A 17063-nucleotide genomic window follows, 5' to 3' on the forward strand; every position below is an offset into this window, starting at 1 on the left:
CCGGCCGGGTCGTACCGGGCGCCATGCCCCGTCGTGACAGGGCATCGCCGCTGGTCGAGGCCTAGCATGCCGTCATGGCCGTGCGGTGGAGGAGCAGGCGTCCCGCGCCGGCCCCCGCCGACGACGGGCGCTGGGGCGTGGCGCGGCTGGTCGCCGAGCGCGAGGCGGACCGGCTGGCCCGGCAGCAGGGGCCGACGGCCCCACCTGCGCCCGTGGAACCGGCCACACCGTCGGACGGGTCCGGCTCCGGGTCCGGGTCCGGGGAGCGGCGCGACCTCCCGTCGGAGGGGGACGCGCATCTCGCCCGCGAACCCGACGTCGACGGTCCCACCCAGCGGACCCTGACCGCGGTCCGTCGCCGCAGGCCCGGCCCCGCCGCCATTCCCACCCCGCAGGACGACCCCGCCCCGCAGGGCGACGCGGACGGCTCCGGCCCCGCCGCCGTCGCCACACCGGACGACGCTGCGGCCGCGGACGACTCCGTCCCCGGCTCCCGTCGTCCGGTGACGGCCCCGCCCTCGTCGCCGGTCCCACCGGCACCCCGGCGGTCCCCGACCGGGCCGGTGCCCCGGCTTCCCGCGCCGCGCCGCCCGCGCGCGACCGGGGACGACCCCGCCGGCGTCGTCTACCGTCCGCCCGCGGTCTCGGCCCGGCCGCCGGTCGACCTGGACAACGGGCTGCTCGGTTTCTCCCGGATGACCCGCGGCCGGATCGGGGCGCGGGTGTTCACGATCGTCTTCGTCCTGATCTACCTGGTCATCCTCGTCCAGACGCTGTCCACCATCGTCTGAGGCAGCGCGGCCGCTGTCGGTGGCCCGGTCTAGCCTGAAGATCCGCACGCCGCGCCGGGTGAGGAGGAGGTGAGCCGCGATCACGACCCCGTCACCGACGTCGCACCGTCTCACGTCGGTCCTCGCGATCCCCGCCTTCCGCCGGCTGTGGTCGGTCACCGCGGTGACCGCGACCGGTGAGTGGCTGGCGCTGCTGGCGCTCACCTCGCTGGCCACCCACCTCACCGCGGGCGCCGGGTTCACCGCGCAGAGCTTCGCCCTCGGCGGGGTCGTCGCGACGAAGCTGGTGCCGTCGCTGCTGTTCGGGCCGCTGGCCGGGGTCCTCGCCGACCGGTTCGACCGGCGCAAGGTCATGGTCACCTGCGACCTCGCGAAGTTCGTGCTGCTGCTGTCGATCCCGTTCGTCGGGCAGCTGTGGTGGCTGCTCGTGGTGACCCTGCTCCTCGAGCTGTGCACCATGTTCTGGATCCCGGCGAAGGACGCGGCGGTCCCGAACCTGCTGCGCAGCCCGGCGCAGATGGAGAGCGCCGCGCAGCTGGGTCTGCTGGTGACCTACGGTGTCGCCGTCGCCGCCGGCGCAGGGCTGTTCGCGCTGGTCAGCAAGGTCGGCCCGCTGTTCGGTGCGGACCAGGTGGCCACCGTGTACGCGGCGCTGTGCCTCAACGGGTTCGCCTTCCTGGGATCGGCGCTGGTCGTGTACTTCGCGATCCCGGAGATCTCCGGTCGCGCCACCGGGGCCGGGCGGCGGCACGCCCCGCCCTCGATGCTGTTCCTGCTGCGCGACGGCTACGCCTTCGTCGTCCGCACCCCGCTCGTGCGCGGGCTGGTCGTCGGCATCGTGGGCGCCTTCACCGCGGGCGGCGCGGTGATCGCGACGGCCAAGCTCTACGCGTCGAGCCTCGGCGGCGGGGACGCGGCGTACTCGATCCTGTTCGCCTCGGTGTTCGCCGGTCTCGCCGGGGGGATGGCCCTCGGCCCGGTACTGGCCCGGCAGGTGCCGCACCGGCGGTTGTTCGGCAGCGCGATCATCGGCGCCGGGGTGTCGCTCGTCGTCGTCGCGGTCGCGGTGCACCTGTTCATGGCGATCGCCGCGGTACTCGCGGTGGGCACGTTCGCCGGCGTCGCGTTCCTCACCGGGCTCACGATCATCGGCACCGAGGTCGCCGACGGGATCCGCGGCCGGGTCAACGCGTTCGTCCAGTCCCTGGTGCGGCTGGTCCTGCTGGGGGCGATGTCGGTCGTGCCGGTCGTCGTCGGTGTGGTGGCGACGCGGGCGGTGACCGTCGGCGACACCACGCTGCTGGTCGACGGCACGCGGTTCGTCCTCGCCGGAGGGGGCATCCTGGCGGCCGTGGTCGGCGTCGTCGCGCGCCGGCAGATGACCGAGGAGGGGGCGTCGTGAGCGTGTGGGACGACGTGGTGGGCCAGCCGGCCGCCGTCGCCGAGCTGGACGGTGCGGCGTCGGACCCGGCGGCGATGACCCACGCCTGGTTGTTCACCGGCCCGCCCGGCTCCGGCCGGTCGAACGCGGCCCGTGCCTTCGCCGCCGCGCTGCAGTGCCCGTTCCACGGCTGCGGTGAGTGCGCGGCCTGCCGGACCGTGATGGCCGGTACCCACTCCGACGTGCGCGAGATCGTCCCGGAGGGACTGTCCATCTCGGTCGCCGAGATGCGCTCGCTGGTCCAGCTCGCCGCTCGCAGGCCCGCCACCGGCACCTGGCAGATCGTGATCATCGCCGATGCCGACCGGCTCACCGAGGGCGCCTCGAACGCACTGCTCAAGGCGGTGGAGGAGCCCGCCCCGGAGACGGTGTTCCTGCTCTGCGCGCCGTCGGACCACCCCGACGACGTGCCCGTCACCATCCGGTCGCGGTGCCGGATGGTGCACCTGCGCAGCCCGTCGCCCGAGGCCGTCGCCGGGGTGTTGCGCGACCGCGACGGCATCGACCCCGACCAGGCCGGGTGGGCGGCGTCGGTGTGCGGCGGCCACGTCGGCCGCGCGCGGCGCCTCGCCCGCGACCCACAGGCCCGTGCCCGGCGCGAGGAGATCCTGGGCGTCCCGACCAAGCTCCGTCGTCTCGGTGACGCGTTCTTCCACGCCGACGTGCTGATCCGCGCCGCCGAGGCCGAGGCCGACGAGCTGCGGTCCTCCCGCGACGAGTCCGAACGCGAGGAGCTGGCCGTCGCGATGGGGGCCGGCGGCACGGGCAAGGGCGCCGCGTCGGCGGCGCGCTCGGCGAAGGCGGCCGAGCGGGACCTGGAGAAGCGGCAGAAGAGCCGGGCCACCCGTACCCAGCGGGACGCACTCGACCGCGCCCTCGTCGATCTGGCGGGCTTCTACCGCGACGCGATCGTCGCGTCGACCGGTGCGACGGTGTCGCTGACCAACCCGGACCGCGACCGCGAGATCCGGGTGGCCGCCGCCGAGTGGGGCCCGGAGTCGAGCCTGCGCCGGCTCGAGGCGGTGCTCGCCTGCCGCGACGCGTTGGAGCAGAACGTGAAGCCGCGGATCGCCGTCGAGGCCATGATGACGGCGCTGCACCGTGGATGACCGGCCGCTCGTGCTCACCGGACAGCTCGACGACGCCACCCAGAGCCGGTTCGACGAGCTGCGGGAACGCCACTTCCCGTCCGGGCGCAACCAGCTCGCCGCGCACCTGACGCTGTTCCACGCCCTGCCCGGCGACGCCGCCGCCGAGCTCGCCGCGGACCTGACCGCGGCGACCGACCGCGCCCCGATGACCGCCCGGGTGACCGGTCTGCGGCTGCTCGGCCGCGGTGTCGCGTTCACCCTCGACTGCCCCGAGCTGACGGCCCTGCGCCGTGGCGTCGCCGACCGGTGGCGGTCCCGCCTGACCCGCCAGGACGCCGGGAAGACCGACCTGCACGTGACCGTCCAGAACAAGGTCGACCCGGCCGCCGCCCGTGCGCTGCACGACGACCTGACCGCCGGATTCACCCCGTGGGAGGCCGGCGTCTCCGGTCTCGCCCTGTGGCGCTACGACGGCGGGCCGTGGGAGCCGGGGCCGCGGTTCCCCTTCGTGGGGTGACCCGGGGGGCTGTGGGAGCGCCGGGGGCCGGTCGGTATGCTGTTGACGCACCACGCCGCCTTAGCTCAGTCGGTTAGAGCGACGCACTCGTAATGCGTAGGTCTGGGGTTCGACTCCCCAAGGCGGCTCCATCTTCTCCAGTCGGACACGCGTGTCGAGGTGTCTTCCCCACGGCGGGCAGTGCCGGTGGGTTCAGCGGCGCGCGGCGTTGTGCCGTCCGCTCGGGGTCGCCGCTCACGAGCGCACGGAGCTCGCCGATGGGGTGAACGTCCGGTGGTCCGGTACCGACCGGACGCCGGACTCTGCCGGTCGGGACGGGTGATCCGCGGTGCTGCTCGCCGAGTCGGTCGAGCCCTCGGTCCTCGCCTTCGAGCTCGGCCGACCACCCGAGCTCACCGACCACCTCCGGCTCGCCCGGAGGGCCACCGGCCCGGCGACGGTCGGCCGGTGCGCCGGGATCGGGGCTGGACCGTCAGGAGGCCGTATGGCGGGTGGCCCACGGCTACCCACACGTCGGCGCCGCGATGAGGCCGGTCAGGAACGACGAGACCGGCGGCGCTCTCTCCTCGCCGCCCCGACCGACGCAGTGCCCAGCACCCGGCCCCGGGCCGGGTGCCCTCACGGCCCCGCCTCCCCGCGCGGTCGGGCTGTACGCCGCAGCCCGCGGGACACAGGTCCGACGGTCCCGAGCCGCTCGGTCGTGGAGCCGGAGCAGTTCGGCGCCCGTTCCCGTCCCCGACTCCGTGCGCCGAGACGGTGAGCCCACGGCCCTCCGGTACCCGTCCGGGGTGTCCTCACAATCGATGACCTACGAGCTGATGCGCTAACCGGAGCAACGAGGTGTGCGACATGTCGGGCATCGGACCCGCCACACCCCCTGGAGCGCACCGTGACCACGCCGCAGCCGCCGTTCCCGCCGCAGCCGCCGTTCCCGCCGCAGCGCCCGTTCCACCCGGGACAGCCGCAGCAGTTCCTGCCGCCCCCGCTGGACTGGCAGGCGTGGCAGCAGTTCCAGGTCTGGCAGAGCGGTCAGGCTGCGGTGCAGGCCGCCGCTCGGGCGAGATCGGGTCGCAGCCTGGCCGTGGCCGGTGTCGTCTGCGGCGTGATCGGCTTGTTCCTGCTCGGAATTCTCCTCGGTCCGATCGCCCTGGCCCTCGGCATCGTGGCCGTGAACCGCATCGAGCCGGGACGGCCGGGCCGGATCGACGCGGTCGCCGCGATCGTGCTCGGCGTCGTCGACGTGTTCGCGTTCTTCGTGGTCCTGAACTTGATGTTCTGACATGCCGCGACACGGGCTCGACGGAGTCCTGGTCGTACCGCTCTCGCACATCGAGCGGGTCCGCGTCGGCCCCGCGGACGTCGTACGGCGTCCGCCCGGCCGTGGCCGCAGGACAGGATCGCCGCGGCGACGTCACCGGCGACCGCCTCCACCGAGGAGCTGCACCCTGCTCGATCACCCGTGCCGCAGCAGCCCCACGAGCTCCTCCGGCCGGTCGAGGGGCACGATGTGCCCGCAGTCCTCGACCAGGTGCCCGTCGAGGACGTCGGCGACCCCGCGCAGCTGGTTCTCCAGCGCGCGGCCGACCGGCACCGCTCCGACCGCGGTCGTGGGCACCGTCAACCGGGCACCGGCCACCGCCGCGGAGATCTGCTGTCCGGACTCGGGCAGTGCCCGGTAGAGGGCGAGCGCGCAGTGCAGGGCGTCCGGGCGCGCGAACGTCCGGGCGATCGCGGAGCGCAGGTCCGGACGGGCTCCCCGCCCGCGGGTGCCCTGGTCGAGGAACCACTCGGCGTAGGCCGCCTCGTTGCCGCGCAGCACGCTCTCCGCGAGGCCGCGGACCTGGTGGAAGCCGAACCACCACGGAGGGCCGGCCGCGAAGAACGTCTCGGCGCCGGGAAGTCCCCCCAGGGTCGACTCGACCAGGACGAGCCGCGTCAGGAGGTCCGGGCGACGCATGCCGAGCAGGAACGCGGCGGGGACCCCGGCGTCGATCGCCACGACGAGCGCCGGCCCGGCCCCGAGGGAGACGACCAGCTCCTCCAGGTCCATCGAGAGGGTCCCGGCGTCGAGCCCCTCGGTCGTGCGGGTGCTCGCGCCGAACCCGCGCAGGTCCGGGACCACGACCCGGTGGTCCTCCCGCAGGGCGTCGCGGACCTCGGACCACACCAGACCGGTGTGCGGGAAGCCGTGCACGAGCACCACCGGCGGCCCCTGGCCCACCTCGTCCACGGCCAGCTCCACCCCGTTCACGGCGACCATCCGCACGAGGACCTCCTACTCGGTAACCATTGGTGACCACATCACCTAAGCTCACCCACCATGGAGACGGAAGACGGCACGTCGGCGGCACCTGGTGAGCCCGGGGTGACCGACCCCCGGCTCGGGGACCTGTTCTCCCCGGACTGTCCGACCCGTCGCCTGCTCGACCGGCTCGGCACGAAGTGGACCTCGATGGTGGTCGGGTCGCTGGCCGACGGCGGCGAGCTGCGGTTCACCGAGCTGCGGCGGCGGGCGCCGGGGATCTCGCAGAAGATGCTGTCCACGACGCTGCAGAACCTCGTGCTCGACGGTCTGGTCGCCCGCCGTGTCGAGGACACCGTCCCGCCCCGCGTGCACTACCGGCTCACCGAGCTCGGGACGTCCCTGGAGATCCCGCTCTCCGCGCTGCGCGAGTGGGCCCAGCAGAACATGGCCCACATCGACGACCACCGCACACGGATCGAGGCGGCCCGGGCGGTCCGATGAGCAGGGGCCGGCCGTTCCCGGCGATCGGGTGTCGAGCAGGACGGGTCGGAAGGCCGGGACCCCACCCGACCCGATGGCCTGCCGGGGCGGGCTCGCGCGGGGTGGGGCCACCGGTCGTCGCCCGGTCAGACCCTCTCGATGGTGCGGCCCCGGCGCAGGACCGCGAACCGCGCCAGCGGAGCCACCACCACGGCCAGCACGACGAGGGCCCACACCGCGATCGAGATCGACGAACCGAACACCATGTCCGTCACGCTGCCTCGGCTGAGGGCCAGGCCCTGGCGCAGGTAGGTCTCGAGGAACGGACCCAGCGCGACACCGAGGATGAGCGTCGCCATCTGGAAGTCGTAGAGCCGCAGCACGTAGCCGATCAGACCGAAGATCACGAGCAGGTACACGTCGAGCATGCTGTTGTTGACGCTGTAGGCACCGACGACGGAGATCGCCACGATGCCGGTCACCAACAGGTGCTGCGGCATGCTCAGCAGCCGGACCCACACCCCGATCATCGGGATGTTCAGGACCACCAGCATGAGGTTGCCCAGGAAGATCGACGCGATGACGCCCCAGAAGATGTCCGGGTTGTCCTGGATCAACGTGGGGCCGGGTTGCACCCCGTGGATCAGCATCGCCGACAGCGCCAGTGCCAGGGTGCTGGAGAACGGGATGCCCAGCGTCAGGATCGGGACGATGCTGGACGTCGACGCCGCGTTGTTGGCCGCCTCCGGTCCGGAGACACCCTCGATCTCACCCGTCCCGAACCGTTCCGGATGCTTGGAGACGCTCTTCTCCACCTTGTAGGAGGCGAATGCCGACATCGCCGCCGAGGGTCCCGGGAGCAGACCGAGGAAGGCTCCGATCCCGGTGCCGCGCAGCCACGGCGCGACCGAGCGGCGGAACTCCTCGCGGGAGGGAATGAGGTCCCGCACCCGGACCCGGGTGCGGTCCCCACGCGGCCGGGCACCGGAGACCAGGAACAGCAGCTCCGCGAGTCCGAACGCGCCCACCGCCACCGGGACCAGACCGATGCCCTGGCTCAGGTCCCCGCTGCCGAAGGTGAAGCGGGACAGTGCCGTCACCGGCTCCTGCCCCACCGTGGCCACCGCCATACCCAGTCCGAGGGGGAGCAGGTTGCTGTTCAGGCCGCCGCCGGACACCGTCGAGAGCACCAGGAGGCTGCCGGCGACCAGCGCGAACAGCTCGGCGGGTCCGAACATGAGGCCGACCGAGGCGAGCAGCGGCGAGAAGAACGTGACCACGACCGCGGTGATCATCCCGGCGACGAAGGACCCGACCGTCGTGATGCCGAGAACCGGTCCCGCCCGGCCCTTCCTGGCCAGCTCATAGCCGTCCATCGCCGCGACGACCGAGGCGGCCTCGCCCGGGACCTTGAGCAGGATCGAGGTGATCGAGCCGCCGTACATGGCCCCGTAGTAGATGCCGGCGATCATGATGATGCCGGTCTCCGGGTTGTCCAGGGTGAAGGTCAGCGGCAGGACGAGTGCCGCCCCGGCCACCGTTCCCAGGCCGGGCAGCACCCCGGTCAGCATTCCCAGCAGCACGCCGAGGAACGCGGCTCCGAGGTTGATCGGCAGCATGGCGACGGTCAGGCCGTGCATCAGGCCGTCGAGGGTTTCCACTGATCTCGCCTCCGCTCAGATCTCGAGGACGCCGACGGGCATGGAGACCCCGAGCGCAGTCACGAACAGCAGGTGGACGGCTACGCCCATACCGGCGCCGGCGAGCACCGACCACCGCCAGGACCGTCCGCTGAGCACCCGCAGCAGCCCGACGCAGAACACCGCGGTGGTGACCAGGTGCCCCAGGAACGGGAGCAGCAGGACGTACCCCACCGTCGCCGCGACGAGCACGACGGCCTTGGTGCGCCCGTCGTCGCGCGGCAGGTCGACCGGCCCCCGACCGCCGCTGCGCAGCTCCTCGATGATCGTGGCGAGACAGGCGACGGCGAGGAACGCCCCCACTGCGAGCGGGAACAGCGCGGGGCCGGGTTGTTCGGGGGTACCGAGTGACAGCGCGGCCGCCTGGCTCAGGTAGCCCAGCGCGAACAGCAGGACGACGGCGGCGACCACGGCTCGTCCGCGCCGGCCGCCGCCCGGACCGGCGCCGGGCTCGTCGACCGGCTCGGGGCCGGGCGCGGGGGCGGAGGTGACGCCCGGGCCGGGATCGGTACCGGGCTGGTGTGCGGGGCCGGTCATCCGGCCTGCTCGAGCAGCCCGGTCCGCTCCAGCAGCGCGGCGTACGCGTCGCGGGTCCGGTCGATCGTCGCCTGGTACTCCTGTGGGTCCTGTGGGCGGGGCCGCAGTCCACGTTCCCGCACGAACGTCTGGAACTCCTCGCTGCCGGCCACGGCGTTCGTGGCCGTGACGAGCCGGTCGCGCACCTGCGGCGGGAGGCCGCGGGGTGCGCCGATGCCGACCACCTCCGGGGTGTCGCCGACGTCGAAACCGAGTTCGGAGGTCGGCACCGCCCCCGGCGCCGCCGCGAACGGCTCGTCACCGAAGGTGGCGAGCACCCGGACGTTGCCGGCGGCCACGTCACCGGCGAACGTCGCGGCCCGCCCGACGACGGCGTCCACCTGCCCACCGACGAGTGCCTTGAACGCCTCGGCCCCGCCTCCACCGAACGCGACGGACTGGATGTCCACCCCGGCCGCCTCGGCGAGTTTGCGGACCTCCAGATCGGTCACGGCCATCGCACCGGAGTTCGCCACCTGGATGGTGCCGGGGTTGGCGCGGGCGTCGTCGAGGAACTCCTGCGCCGTCTGCCACGGTGAGTCCGCGCGGACCGCCAGGTTGGCGGGCTGGTCGGCGATCCCCGCGAGCAGTTCGGCGTCTCCCGGTTCGTACGGGAGGTCCTGGAGCTGCGGGATCAGCGCCAGCGCGCTGTCGATGAACATGCCGATCGTGTAGCCGTCCGGCCGGGACTGGAGCACGTTGTTGGTTCCCACGGTCGTGCCGCCGCCGTCGCGGTTCTGGACGATGACCGACACCCCCAGCTCGGTCTCCAGCTGCCGGGCGAACTGCCGGGCGATCGGATCGGTCGACCCGCCGGGCGACGCCGGGACGATGAACGTGATGTCGTCCTCCGGGTAGGCCCCGGGGTCGGGTGCTCCGCATCCCGCAGCGACCGCCAGTGCGGCGCACGCGACGATGGAGACCACCACTCTGTGGATCTTCATTCCTACCTCCCTGCGGCGTAGCGTCGCTCCGCCTCGTCGAACTCCGGCTTGCCCACCAGCCGCTGGCGCTCGGCCCACGGCAGGACGACGTCCCGGACACGGCTCATGTCCCCCGTGTCACGCAGCAGCGTCAGTGCCTCGCGCATCCCGTGCAGCGACGCCTGGAGGGCGACGTTGGCGAACAGCGCGATCCCGTATCCCATCCTCGCGAGCTCGGCGCGGTCGACGATCGGCGTCCGCCCGCCCTCGACGAGGTTCGCGACCAGCGGGACGCCCGGGAGCAGCCCGGGCACCGTCTCCAGCTGTGCCCGGTCCGCGGGGCCCTCGACGAAGACCACGTCCGCCCCGGCCTCCCGGTAGGCGTGCGCCCGCTCGATCGCGTCGTCGAACCCGACGGCGTTGATGGCGTCCGTGCGGGCGATCAGCAGCAGGTCCCCGGCCCGGGTGTCCACGGCGGCCCGGATCTTCTGCACCATCTCCGACCGGCTGATCACGGTCTGGCCGTCGAAGTGGCCGCACCGCTTGGGCGATTCCTGGTCCTCGATCTGGATCGCGGCCGCTCCGGCGCGTTCGAGCATCCGGACCGTCCGCCGCACCCCGAGCGCGTTGCCGAAGCCGGTGTCGGCGTCGACGATCACCGGGAGCGAGACGGACTCGGTGATGGCCCGCACGTGCTCGGCGAGCTCGGTGAGCGACACCAGCCCGATGTCGGGGACCCCGAGATAGGTGTTCGCCACGCCGGCGCCGGTGACGTACACCGCACCGAAGCCGAGGTCCTCGATCAGCCGGGCGGTCAGTGCGTTGGAGGCGCCGATCGCCGGGGTCGCCGACCCGGGTGCGACGAGTGCGTGCAACGGGTTTCCCGTGTCGGTCACGGTCGTTCCTCTCCGTGGGGGACCTGTGCGGTCCCGGTCAGCAGGGTGCGCGCGGTGCCCGTGACACCGACGGAGCCGATCCGCCGTGCGGCGGCCGCGCCGTGCGCGTCGGTACGGACCTCCAGCACGCCGCGCAGGTGCCCGACCCGAACGCTCGCCGGGCCGGAGGCGGTCACGCCGCCCGCGACGTCGCAGGCGACGGTCCCGGCGATCCGGCTCGCGGCGGCGACGCACATCGCCGACGTCGCCGGTACGGCGTGGTGCACCCGTTGCAGGGAGATGCTGCGAGTCTCGACGTCGCGGTCCGACGACCGCGGGCCGGCCAGGATCGCGATCCGCGGCACCGCCCGGCTGGGACCGCCGTGACCGGTGTGACCCAGCTCGGCGGCCAGCTCGGCGCGCACCTGTTCCAGGTCGTCGAGCAGCTCGGTGTCCGCGGCGAGCGCCGCACGGGACTCGTGGCCGGTGCGGCCGAGATCCTCGGCGCGCACCATCAGGACGGGGGAGGTGACGTCGGCGACGGTCACCGGCAGGATCCCGCGCCGCCACCGGCAGTGGTCGACGGCGGAGCCGGTCGGCAGTGCGTGCCTGCCGTCCGTCCCGGCCGGGTCCAGGTGGTCGACGTCGACGGCCGTCCCCGTCGGGTACGTCCCGGAGCCGGGCCCCGGGCGCGTCGTCGCCACCAGGGTGCGGCCGGTGTTGAGGTTGCGGAGACGGACGGCACCGGGCGCGGCGAGCCCGCGCTCGATCCCCCACGGGCCGACCGCGTAGGACAGGTTCCCGCAGTTGCCCGAGGCGTCCACCACCGGCTCGTCGATCCCGACCTGCAGGAACAGGTAGTCCAGATCGATGTCGGGTGCACTCGACGCCCGGGCCGCCACCAGCTTGCTGGTCGAGGAGTGACCGCCGCCGAGTCCGTCGACCTGCATCGGGTCGGGCGTCCCCAGCAGTGCGAGTACCAGCCGGTCGCGTTCGGCTCGGTCGACGGGCAGGTCGTCGAGGTGCACGAACACCCCGCGGCTCGTCCCGCCCCGGACCAGATCGGCCCGGATGCTCCTCACCCGCCACCCCCGGTCACAGCGGACGGCACCGCGTCCGCTGAGCCCAGTGCGTTCCGCGCCGCCTCCCGGCCGAACACCAGCGAGCGCAGCACCGAGGTCGCCCCCGGGTACTTGCGGTGGTACACGCCGGTCATCTCGCCCGCGGCCCAGAGCCCGTCGATCGGGGTGCCGTCGCCGTCGAGGACCCGGGCGGCGTTGTCGACCGCGATCCCGCCGAAGGTGAAGCACACGGCGGTCGCGACCGGATAGGCCACGAACGGTGGCTCGACGACAGCCCGGGCCCAGTTCGACTTCGGCGGCCGGACACCGGTCGTGGCCAGACCGTCGGCGACCGCCGGGTCGAAGCCGGGTTCGCCGTCCGGCACCGCGGCGTTGTAGGCGTCCACCGTCGCGGCCAGCGTCGGCGCATCGATGTCGAGCACCCGTGCCAGGTCGGCCAGGGTGTCACAGCGGAAGGGCGGCTGGTCGGACAGAACGGCCCTGGTGAAGCCGGGCAGCTCCGGGAGCCTGCGGTCCCCGATGAGGTAGGAGATGTTCCCGGGCTGGGCGAAGATCGCCCGGCAGACGTCCTCGTAGATCTCGTCGACAGTGCTGGAGGCCTCGTCGACGAACCGTTCGCCGTCGGCGTTGACCAGGATCCCGTACGGGAACGTCATGACGACCGGCTCGGCGATCCGCGACCGCGGGTCCACCGGCTCGCCGTGGAAGTTGCCCCACTCGCCCGACGGCGCCGCGCCGGCGCCGATCGCCATCCCGATGCCCTCGCCGCGGTTGAACGTGCCGCCGCGGGCCACCGGCTTCAGGAACTCGGCGTTCTCACCGAAGTGCTCGGTCATCAGCTGCGGGTTCCCCTCGTACCCGCCGCTCGCGAGGATCACCGCCGGTGCGCGCAGCTCCTCGGCGACGTCGCCGGGGCCGGAGCCCGACGACCCGGGTCGAGGACCCGTCGCCGACGGTCAGGAGGTCGACGGCGGTCGTCTCGTAGCGGAACTCGACGCCGAGCCGTCCGGCGGCGTCGGCCAGGCGCTCGACGATCGCACCGCCACCGCCGGCGATGCCGAGCCGGGGCCGCCGAGCGGTCAGGAAGAACATCGGGACCATCTCGAACCGGACGCCGTGCCCGACCAGCCACTCCAGGGTGTCCGGTGCCAGCTCGCGCAGCCGCCGGACGTAGTCCGGATCGGCGGCACCGCCGGTGAAGGCGGCGAAGTCGTCCTCGAAGCCGTCGGCGGGGCGCAGGTCCTCTCCCACCCGGAAGAAGGCGCTGGACCAGCGGGTGTTGCCGCCGCGCTCGGTCTCGCGGCTGCGTTCGAGGACGACGACGCGGGCGTCCGGCCGTTCCTCCTTCGCGCTGACCGCGGCGGCCAGCCCGGCCGCGCCGCAGCCGACGACCAGGACGTCGGCGTCCGGCTCAGGTACGGAGGGCGAACGGGTCACGGGTGGCACCCCCAATGTCGATCATGACGTTCTTGGTGGTCAGGTAGTCCTGCAGGGCGACCGTGCCGCGTTCGCGGCCGTGCCCGCTGTGCCCGAACCCGCCGAACGGCGCCTGTACCGCGACGGCGCGGTAGGTGTTGACCCAGACCGTCCCGGCCCGCAGTTCGCGGGTCATCCGCAGCGCTCGGTCGATGCTGCGCGTCCACACCCCGGCAGCGAGGCCGTAGCGGGTGTCGTTGGCGATCCGGACGGCGTGTTGCTCGTCGTCGAAGGGCATGACCGCGAGTACCGGTCCGAAGACCTCCTCCTGGGCCAGCTGCATGTCCGGGGTGACGTCGGCGAAGATCGTCGGCTGGACGAACAGCCCGGGCTGTAGATCCTCGGCCGGACCACCGCCGGCGATCAGCCGGGCGCCGTCCTTCCTGGCCGCCTCGATGTGGCCGAGCACCCGGTCGTACTGCTGACGGTTCGCGCAGGTCCCCATCTCGGTCTCGACGACGGTCGGATCGCCCAGCCGGATCGTCCGTGACCGCTCCGCCAGTGCGGTGCAGACCTCGTCGTAGACGGATCTCTCGACCAGCAGCCGCGATCCGGCGACGCAGGTCTGGCCGGTGGCCGCGAAGATGCCGGCGAACGCTCCGGACAGGGCCGCATCGAGGTCGGCGTCGGCGAAGATGATGTTCGGGCTCTTGCCCCCGAGCTCGAGGGTCAGCGGGACCAGGTTCGCCCCGGCGACCGCGGCGATGGCCGCACCGACGCCCGGGCTGCCGGTGAAGGAGATCTTCGCGATGTCGTCGCGGTCGGTCAGCGCCCGGCCGACGTCCGCCTCGCCGGTCACCACGTTCACCACGCCCGGCGGGAACCCGGCCCGTTCCACGAGGTTCATGAACTCCAGCGTCGTCACGGATGCGTGCTCGCTGGGCTTGATGACCACGGTGTTCCCCGCGGCGAGGGCCGGGGCGAGCTTGTTGGACAACAGCCCCATCGGCGAGTTCCACGCGGTGATCAGCACGCAGACCCCGAGTGGTTCGGCGTGGGTCATATCGACCAGCGACGGGTCGTCGAGGGGGATCGTCGCCCCCTGCAGGTTCTCCGAGAGGTTGGCGAAGTAGCGGTACTGGCGGGCCGCGAAGCGCATCTGCGCCCGGGTCTCACGGACGACCTTGCCGTTGTCGGTGCTCTCCAGATCGCCCATCCGGTCGCCGTCGGCTTCCAGCAGGTCGGCCAGGGCCCGGATCATGTCGGCCCGACGGACCGGCGGCATCGCACGCCAGGCCGGGAACGCCGAGCGCGCGGCGGCCACCGCGGCGTCGACCTGGGCGGGGGTCGCCCGGGGGACCGACGCGTGCGGCAGCCCGGTGTAGGGGTTGACCGCGTCGAATCGGTCCTGCGGGGCGGACGGAACCCTCCGCCCGTCGATGAACAGTTCGTGCTGGGGCACGCTCACGGGAGCCTCCGGTCCTGTGTGCTGGTGTGCTGGCCGGCGGGGGTCACCAGACCTCCCGCTCGAAGACGTTCGGGTCGTGCGACGGCACGATGACGTCGGCCAGGGACTCCATGCGCATGAGGCTCGCCCAGTAGTCGCGCATGTCGACGTAGACCATCCAGGGGCGGTGCCGCAGGTGTTCGTCGCCGTCCCAGTTCGCCTGCAGGTCGACGTTGTCGCCGGCGAGCAGGTAGCTGCGCAGCTCGGTGCACACCTTCACGCCCTGCGAGCCGGGGGTGTGCCCGGGCAGGTGGAATGTGCTCAGTCCGGGCGCCAGCTCGGTGTCGCCGTCGAGCACGTTGATCCGGTCGCGGACGAGTGTCCAGGGGGCCGGCTGGGACAGGCCGTGGTCGAAGGAGACCTGGTGCGGCGGAAGCGGGTCCTCCGCGTACTCGATCTCGGCGGCCTGGACGTGGACCTGGGCCCTGGTGAACAGCGGGACGTTGGCCGCGTGGTCCCAGTGCAGGTGGGTCAGGACGACGTCGGTGATGTCCTCCGGCTCGATGTCGTACTCGGCCAGTGCCGCCCGTACCCGGCCCGCTCCGGTGTTGACGACGCGCTGGTCGTGGTCGGCCAGCGCGCGCTCCTCGTCGTAGATGCCCGCGTCGATGAGGACGGCCCGGTCACCGTCGACGGCGAGGAAGCCCGTGGCGATCGCCCGGATCTTCTGGCCGAACCCCTTGTTGTAGAGGAACCGGGAGAGTTCGAAGTCGGGCCATTCCCCGAAGTTCAGGGGATGGAGCTTCCACATGTCGTCCTCCAGACGTCCGTGCGGCCGGCCGCGTCGTCGCGACCCCGTTGTGGGGGACCCTCTCCCGGCGATCGTCAACTGTCAACAGTATGGTTCGCGGCTGGCAGAACGAGCCGGCACTGGGCGTGCGAGGCGCGACGACGCAGGCGCCACCCGCCTCCGTCCCGGACCAGCTCGTCGTGGTAGACTGTCTGCAGCATCGCCTCCCGGCCTCCCGGCCTCCCGGCCTCCCGGCCTCCCGGCCTCCCGGCCTCCCGGCCTCCCGGCCTCCCGGCCTCCCGGCCTCCCGGCCTCCCGGCCTCCCGGCCTCCCGGCCTCCCGGCCTCCCGGCCTCCCGGCCTCCCGGCCCTCCCGGCCTCCCGGCCTCCCGGCCTCCCGGCCTCCCGGCCTCCCGGCCTCCCGGCCTCCCGGCCTCCCGGCCTCCCGGCCTCCCGGCCTCCCGGCCTCCCGGCCTCCCGGCCTCCCGGCCTCCCGGCCTCCCGGGCGCCCATCAGCAGCACGTAGGTCCGGGCCGCGACACCCCACGACATGGGCTCGAACAGACTCTGGTTGATCCAGTGCTGGGTGGAGATCCCCTGCTCGTGCCATTCCCTGTAGTGGGCGACGGCGAACGTCCGCAGTGCGTCGCGCCCGCTGCGGGTGCCGAACGTCGACGACCAGTACGTGCCGTCGGCGGTGTAGCAGTCCGCCCAGGTCTCCCCGTCCCCACTGTCGATCGCGTGTGCGTACCGGGCGTAGAGCGCCCGGATTCCGACGGCATCGGCGACATCGATGTCTGCCACAGTCACTCCTGTCATCTGTTTACAGTTGGCGGTACCGTAGGATATCGCGACAGAAGGGGGAAGGCAGTGACCGCACCGGTGAACGAGCCGACCGCACCGACCACCGCACCCACGACCGGGCCCGAGGAGACCGAGGCCGAGAAGGTCCGGGTCCGGGCGAAGTTCGAGGACGCCCGCGGCTTCTGGGACCCGTTGTGGGACCCGGTGCTCGACGCCGACCCGAACCTGCTCGACGCCTACATCGACCTGTCGTCGGTGCCGTGGCAGGACGGGACGCTGAGCCCGAAGGAGCGCGAGCTCGTCTACGTGGCGATGAACGCCTCGACGACGCACCTGTACGAGACCGGCGTCCGGGTCCACCTGCGCAATGCCATCGGGCACGGGGCGACACCGGCGGAGGCGATGGCGGTGCTGGCCGTGGTCTCCGAGGTCGGTGGACACACCATGATGTCGGTGTTGCCGCTGCTGGCCGGCGAGCTGGCGGCCCGCCCCGGGAACGACGCGCCGGCCGTCGCACCGGGGCCGTGGCCGGCTGCCGCGGAGGCCTTGGCCCCGCGGTACCTGGCAGCAGCGCGCAGATACTCCGAGGTGACCCGGGAGCGAGGCGTTCTACGAGAGCCGTTCCGCCTGCTTTTGGCGGTCGCCGCGGCCGCCTCGGCGACCCATCTGCACCTTCCCGCGGTGCAACACCACATCCGGGCGGCGCTGGACGGCGGCGTAGACTGGCACGAGATCGTCGAGGTGCTCGAAGTGGTCGCGATGGTCGGCGTGCACACACTCACGGAGTACGCGCGGGTGGTCGCGGAGGAGTTCGCGGACCGGGCGGAGGGCACGGAACCGGGTGCACGATGACATCCGGCCGGACGTCCTGGGACCGGTGCCGCGC

The 17063-nt window shown here is 73.0% G+C and carries 18 protein-coding genes and 1 tRNA gene; 8 read left to right on the forward strand and 11 right to left on the reverse strand.

Annotated features, from left to right (window positions below; all coding sequences use genetic code 11):
- The first annotated feature begins 74 nt into the window (after nt 1–74).
- The 6 genes from KPF47_RS06645 (at nt 75) to KPF47_RS39920 (ending at nt 5119) form a co-directional block, all read left to right on the forward strand.
- On the forward strand, nt 75–791 hold the full coding sequence (locus KPF47_RS06645; protein WP_224387644.1) for a hypothetical protein: 717 nt from the start codon (nt 75–77) through the stop codon (nt 789–791).
- Nucleotides 792–918: 127 nt separating this feature from the next.
- The gene (locus KPF47_RS06650; protein WP_224387845.1) at nt 919–2193 is read left to right on the forward strand and encodes an MFS transporter; all 1275 of its coding nucleotides are present in this window, start codon (nt 919–921) and stop codon (nt 2191–2193) included.
- Nucleotides 2190–3341 (forward strand): DNA polymerase III subunit delta', encoded by a 1152-nt coding sequence (locus tag KPF47_RS06655; protein ID WP_224387645.1) that lies wholly within the window; start codon nt 2190–2192, stop codon nt 3339–3341. Before KPF47_RS06650 ends, KPF47_RS06655 begins: the two co-directional genes overlap by 4 nt.
- Nucleotides 3334–3840, forward strand: a complete 507-nt coding sequence (locus KPF47_RS06660) for a 2'-5' RNA ligase family protein (RefSeq protein ID WP_224387646.1) — start codon at nt 3334–3336, stop codon at nt 3838–3840. The genes KPF47_RS06655 and KPF47_RS06660 overlap by 8 nt, the downstream gene beginning before the upstream one ends.
- A gap of 54 nt (nt 3841–3894) precedes the next feature.
- Nucleotides 3895–3971, forward strand: a tRNA-Thr gene (locus KPF47_RS06665).
- Nucleotides 3972–4729: 758 nt separating this feature from the next.
- Entirely contained in the window at nt 4730–5119 is a 390-nt protein-coding gene (locus KPF47_RS39920) for a DUF4190 domain-containing protein (RefSeq protein WP_224387647.1), read from the forward strand.
- Nucleotides 5120–5293: 174 nt separating this feature from the next.
- Here the strand turns inward: KPF47_RS39920 and KPF47_RS06675 are convergent, their stop codons facing one another.
- Entirely contained in the window at nt 5294–6100 is an 807-nt protein-coding gene (locus tag KPF47_RS06675; RefSeq protein WP_224387846.1) for an alpha/beta fold hydrolase, read from the reverse strand.
- Nucleotides 6101–6205: 105 nt separating this feature from the next.
- On the opposite strand from KPF47_RS06675, the gene KPF47_RS06680 reads away from it, so the two are divergent.
- Nucleotides 6206–6586 (forward strand): helix-turn-helix domain-containing protein, encoded by a 381-nt coding sequence (locus tag KPF47_RS06680; protein ID WP_224387648.1) that lies wholly within the window; start codon nt 6206–6208, stop codon nt 6584–6586.
- 125 nt (nt 6587–6711) lie between these two features.
- Here KPF47_RS06680 and KPF47_RS06685 read toward each other — a convergent pair whose 3' ends face one another.
- From KPF47_RS06685 to KPF47_RS06725, 10 genes are all read right to left on the reverse strand, one after another.
- Entirely contained in the window at nt 6712–8226 is a 1515-nt protein-coding gene (locus tag KPF47_RS06685) for a tripartite tricarboxylate transporter permease (RefSeq protein WP_224387649.1), read from the reverse strand.
- A gap of 15 nt (nt 8227–8241) precedes the next feature.
- Entirely contained in the window at nt 8242–8802 is a 561-nt protein-coding gene (locus tag KPF47_RS06690; protein ID WP_224387650.1) for a tripartite tricarboxylate transporter TctB family protein, read from the reverse strand.
- Nucleotides 8799–9785 (reverse strand): tripartite tricarboxylate transporter substrate binding protein, encoded by a 987-nt coding sequence (locus tag KPF47_RS06695; RefSeq protein ID WP_224387651.1) that lies wholly within the window; start codon nt 9783–9785, stop codon nt 8799–8801. The genes KPF47_RS06690 and KPF47_RS06695 overlap by 4 nt, the downstream gene beginning before the upstream one ends.
- A 2-nt stretch (nt 9786–9787) precedes the next feature.
- Nucleotides 9788–10660: an oxaloacetate decarboxylase gene (locus tag KPF47_RS06700; protein WP_224387652.1), complete on the reverse strand. Its 873-nt coding sequence runs from the start codon at nt 10658–10660 to the stop codon at nt 9788–9790.
- Nucleotides 10657–11721: a PrpF domain-containing protein gene (locus KPF47_RS06705; RefSeq protein WP_224387653.1), complete on the reverse strand. Its 1065-nt coding sequence runs from the start codon at nt 11719–11721 to the stop codon at nt 10657–10659. The genes KPF47_RS06700 and KPF47_RS06705 overlap by 4 nt, the downstream gene beginning before the upstream one ends.
- Nucleotides 11718–12557 carry an FAD-binding protein gene (locus tag KPF47_RS38440; RefSeq protein WP_255659237.1) on the reverse strand — a complete coding sequence of 280 codons (840 nt, stop codon included), beginning with the start codon at nt 12555–12557 and terminating at the stop codon, nt 11718–11720. Before KPF47_RS38440 ends, KPF47_RS06705 begins: the two co-directional genes overlap by 4 nt.
- Nucleotides 12538–13158: an FAD-dependent oxidoreductase gene (locus KPF47_RS38445; RefSeq protein WP_308015341.1), complete on the reverse strand. Its 621-nt coding sequence runs from the start codon at nt 13156–13158 to the stop codon at nt 12538–12540. The genes KPF47_RS38440 and KPF47_RS38445 overlap by 20 nt, the downstream gene beginning before the upstream one ends.
- Nucleotides 13133–14605, reverse strand: coding sequence for an aldehyde dehydrogenase family protein (locus KPF47_RS06715; protein ID WP_224387654.1), 1473 nt, complete (start codon nt 14603–14605; stop codon nt 13133–13135). The genes KPF47_RS38445 and KPF47_RS06715 overlap by 26 nt, the downstream gene beginning before the upstream one ends.
- A gap of 43 nt (nt 14606–14648) precedes the next feature.
- Nucleotides 14649–15395, reverse strand: a complete 747-nt coding sequence (locus tag KPF47_RS06720) for an N-acyl homoserine lactonase family protein (protein ID WP_224387655.1) — start codon at nt 15393–15395, stop codon at nt 14649–14651.
- Nucleotides 15396–15469: 74 nt separating this feature from the next.
- Nucleotides 15470–16177 carry a nuclear transport factor 2 family protein gene (locus KPF47_RS06725; RefSeq protein WP_224387656.1) on the reverse strand — a complete coding sequence of 236 codons (708 nt, stop codon included), beginning with the start codon at nt 16175–16177 and terminating at the stop codon, nt 15470–15472.
- Between the two features lie 66 nt (nt 16178–16243).
- On the opposite strand from KPF47_RS06725, the gene KPF47_RS06730 reads away from it, so the two are divergent.
- Nucleotides 16244–17029, forward strand: coding sequence for a carboxymuconolactone decarboxylase family protein (locus KPF47_RS06730; protein WP_224387657.1), 786 nt, complete (start codon nt 16244–16246; stop codon nt 17027–17029).
- Nucleotides 17030–17063 lie beyond the last annotated feature (34 nt).

Source organism: Pseudonocardia sp. ICBG1293 (assembly GCF_020131355.1).
Taxonomy (GTDB): domain Bacteria; phylum Actinomycetota; class Actinomycetes; order Mycobacteriales; family Pseudonocardiaceae; genus Pseudonocardia.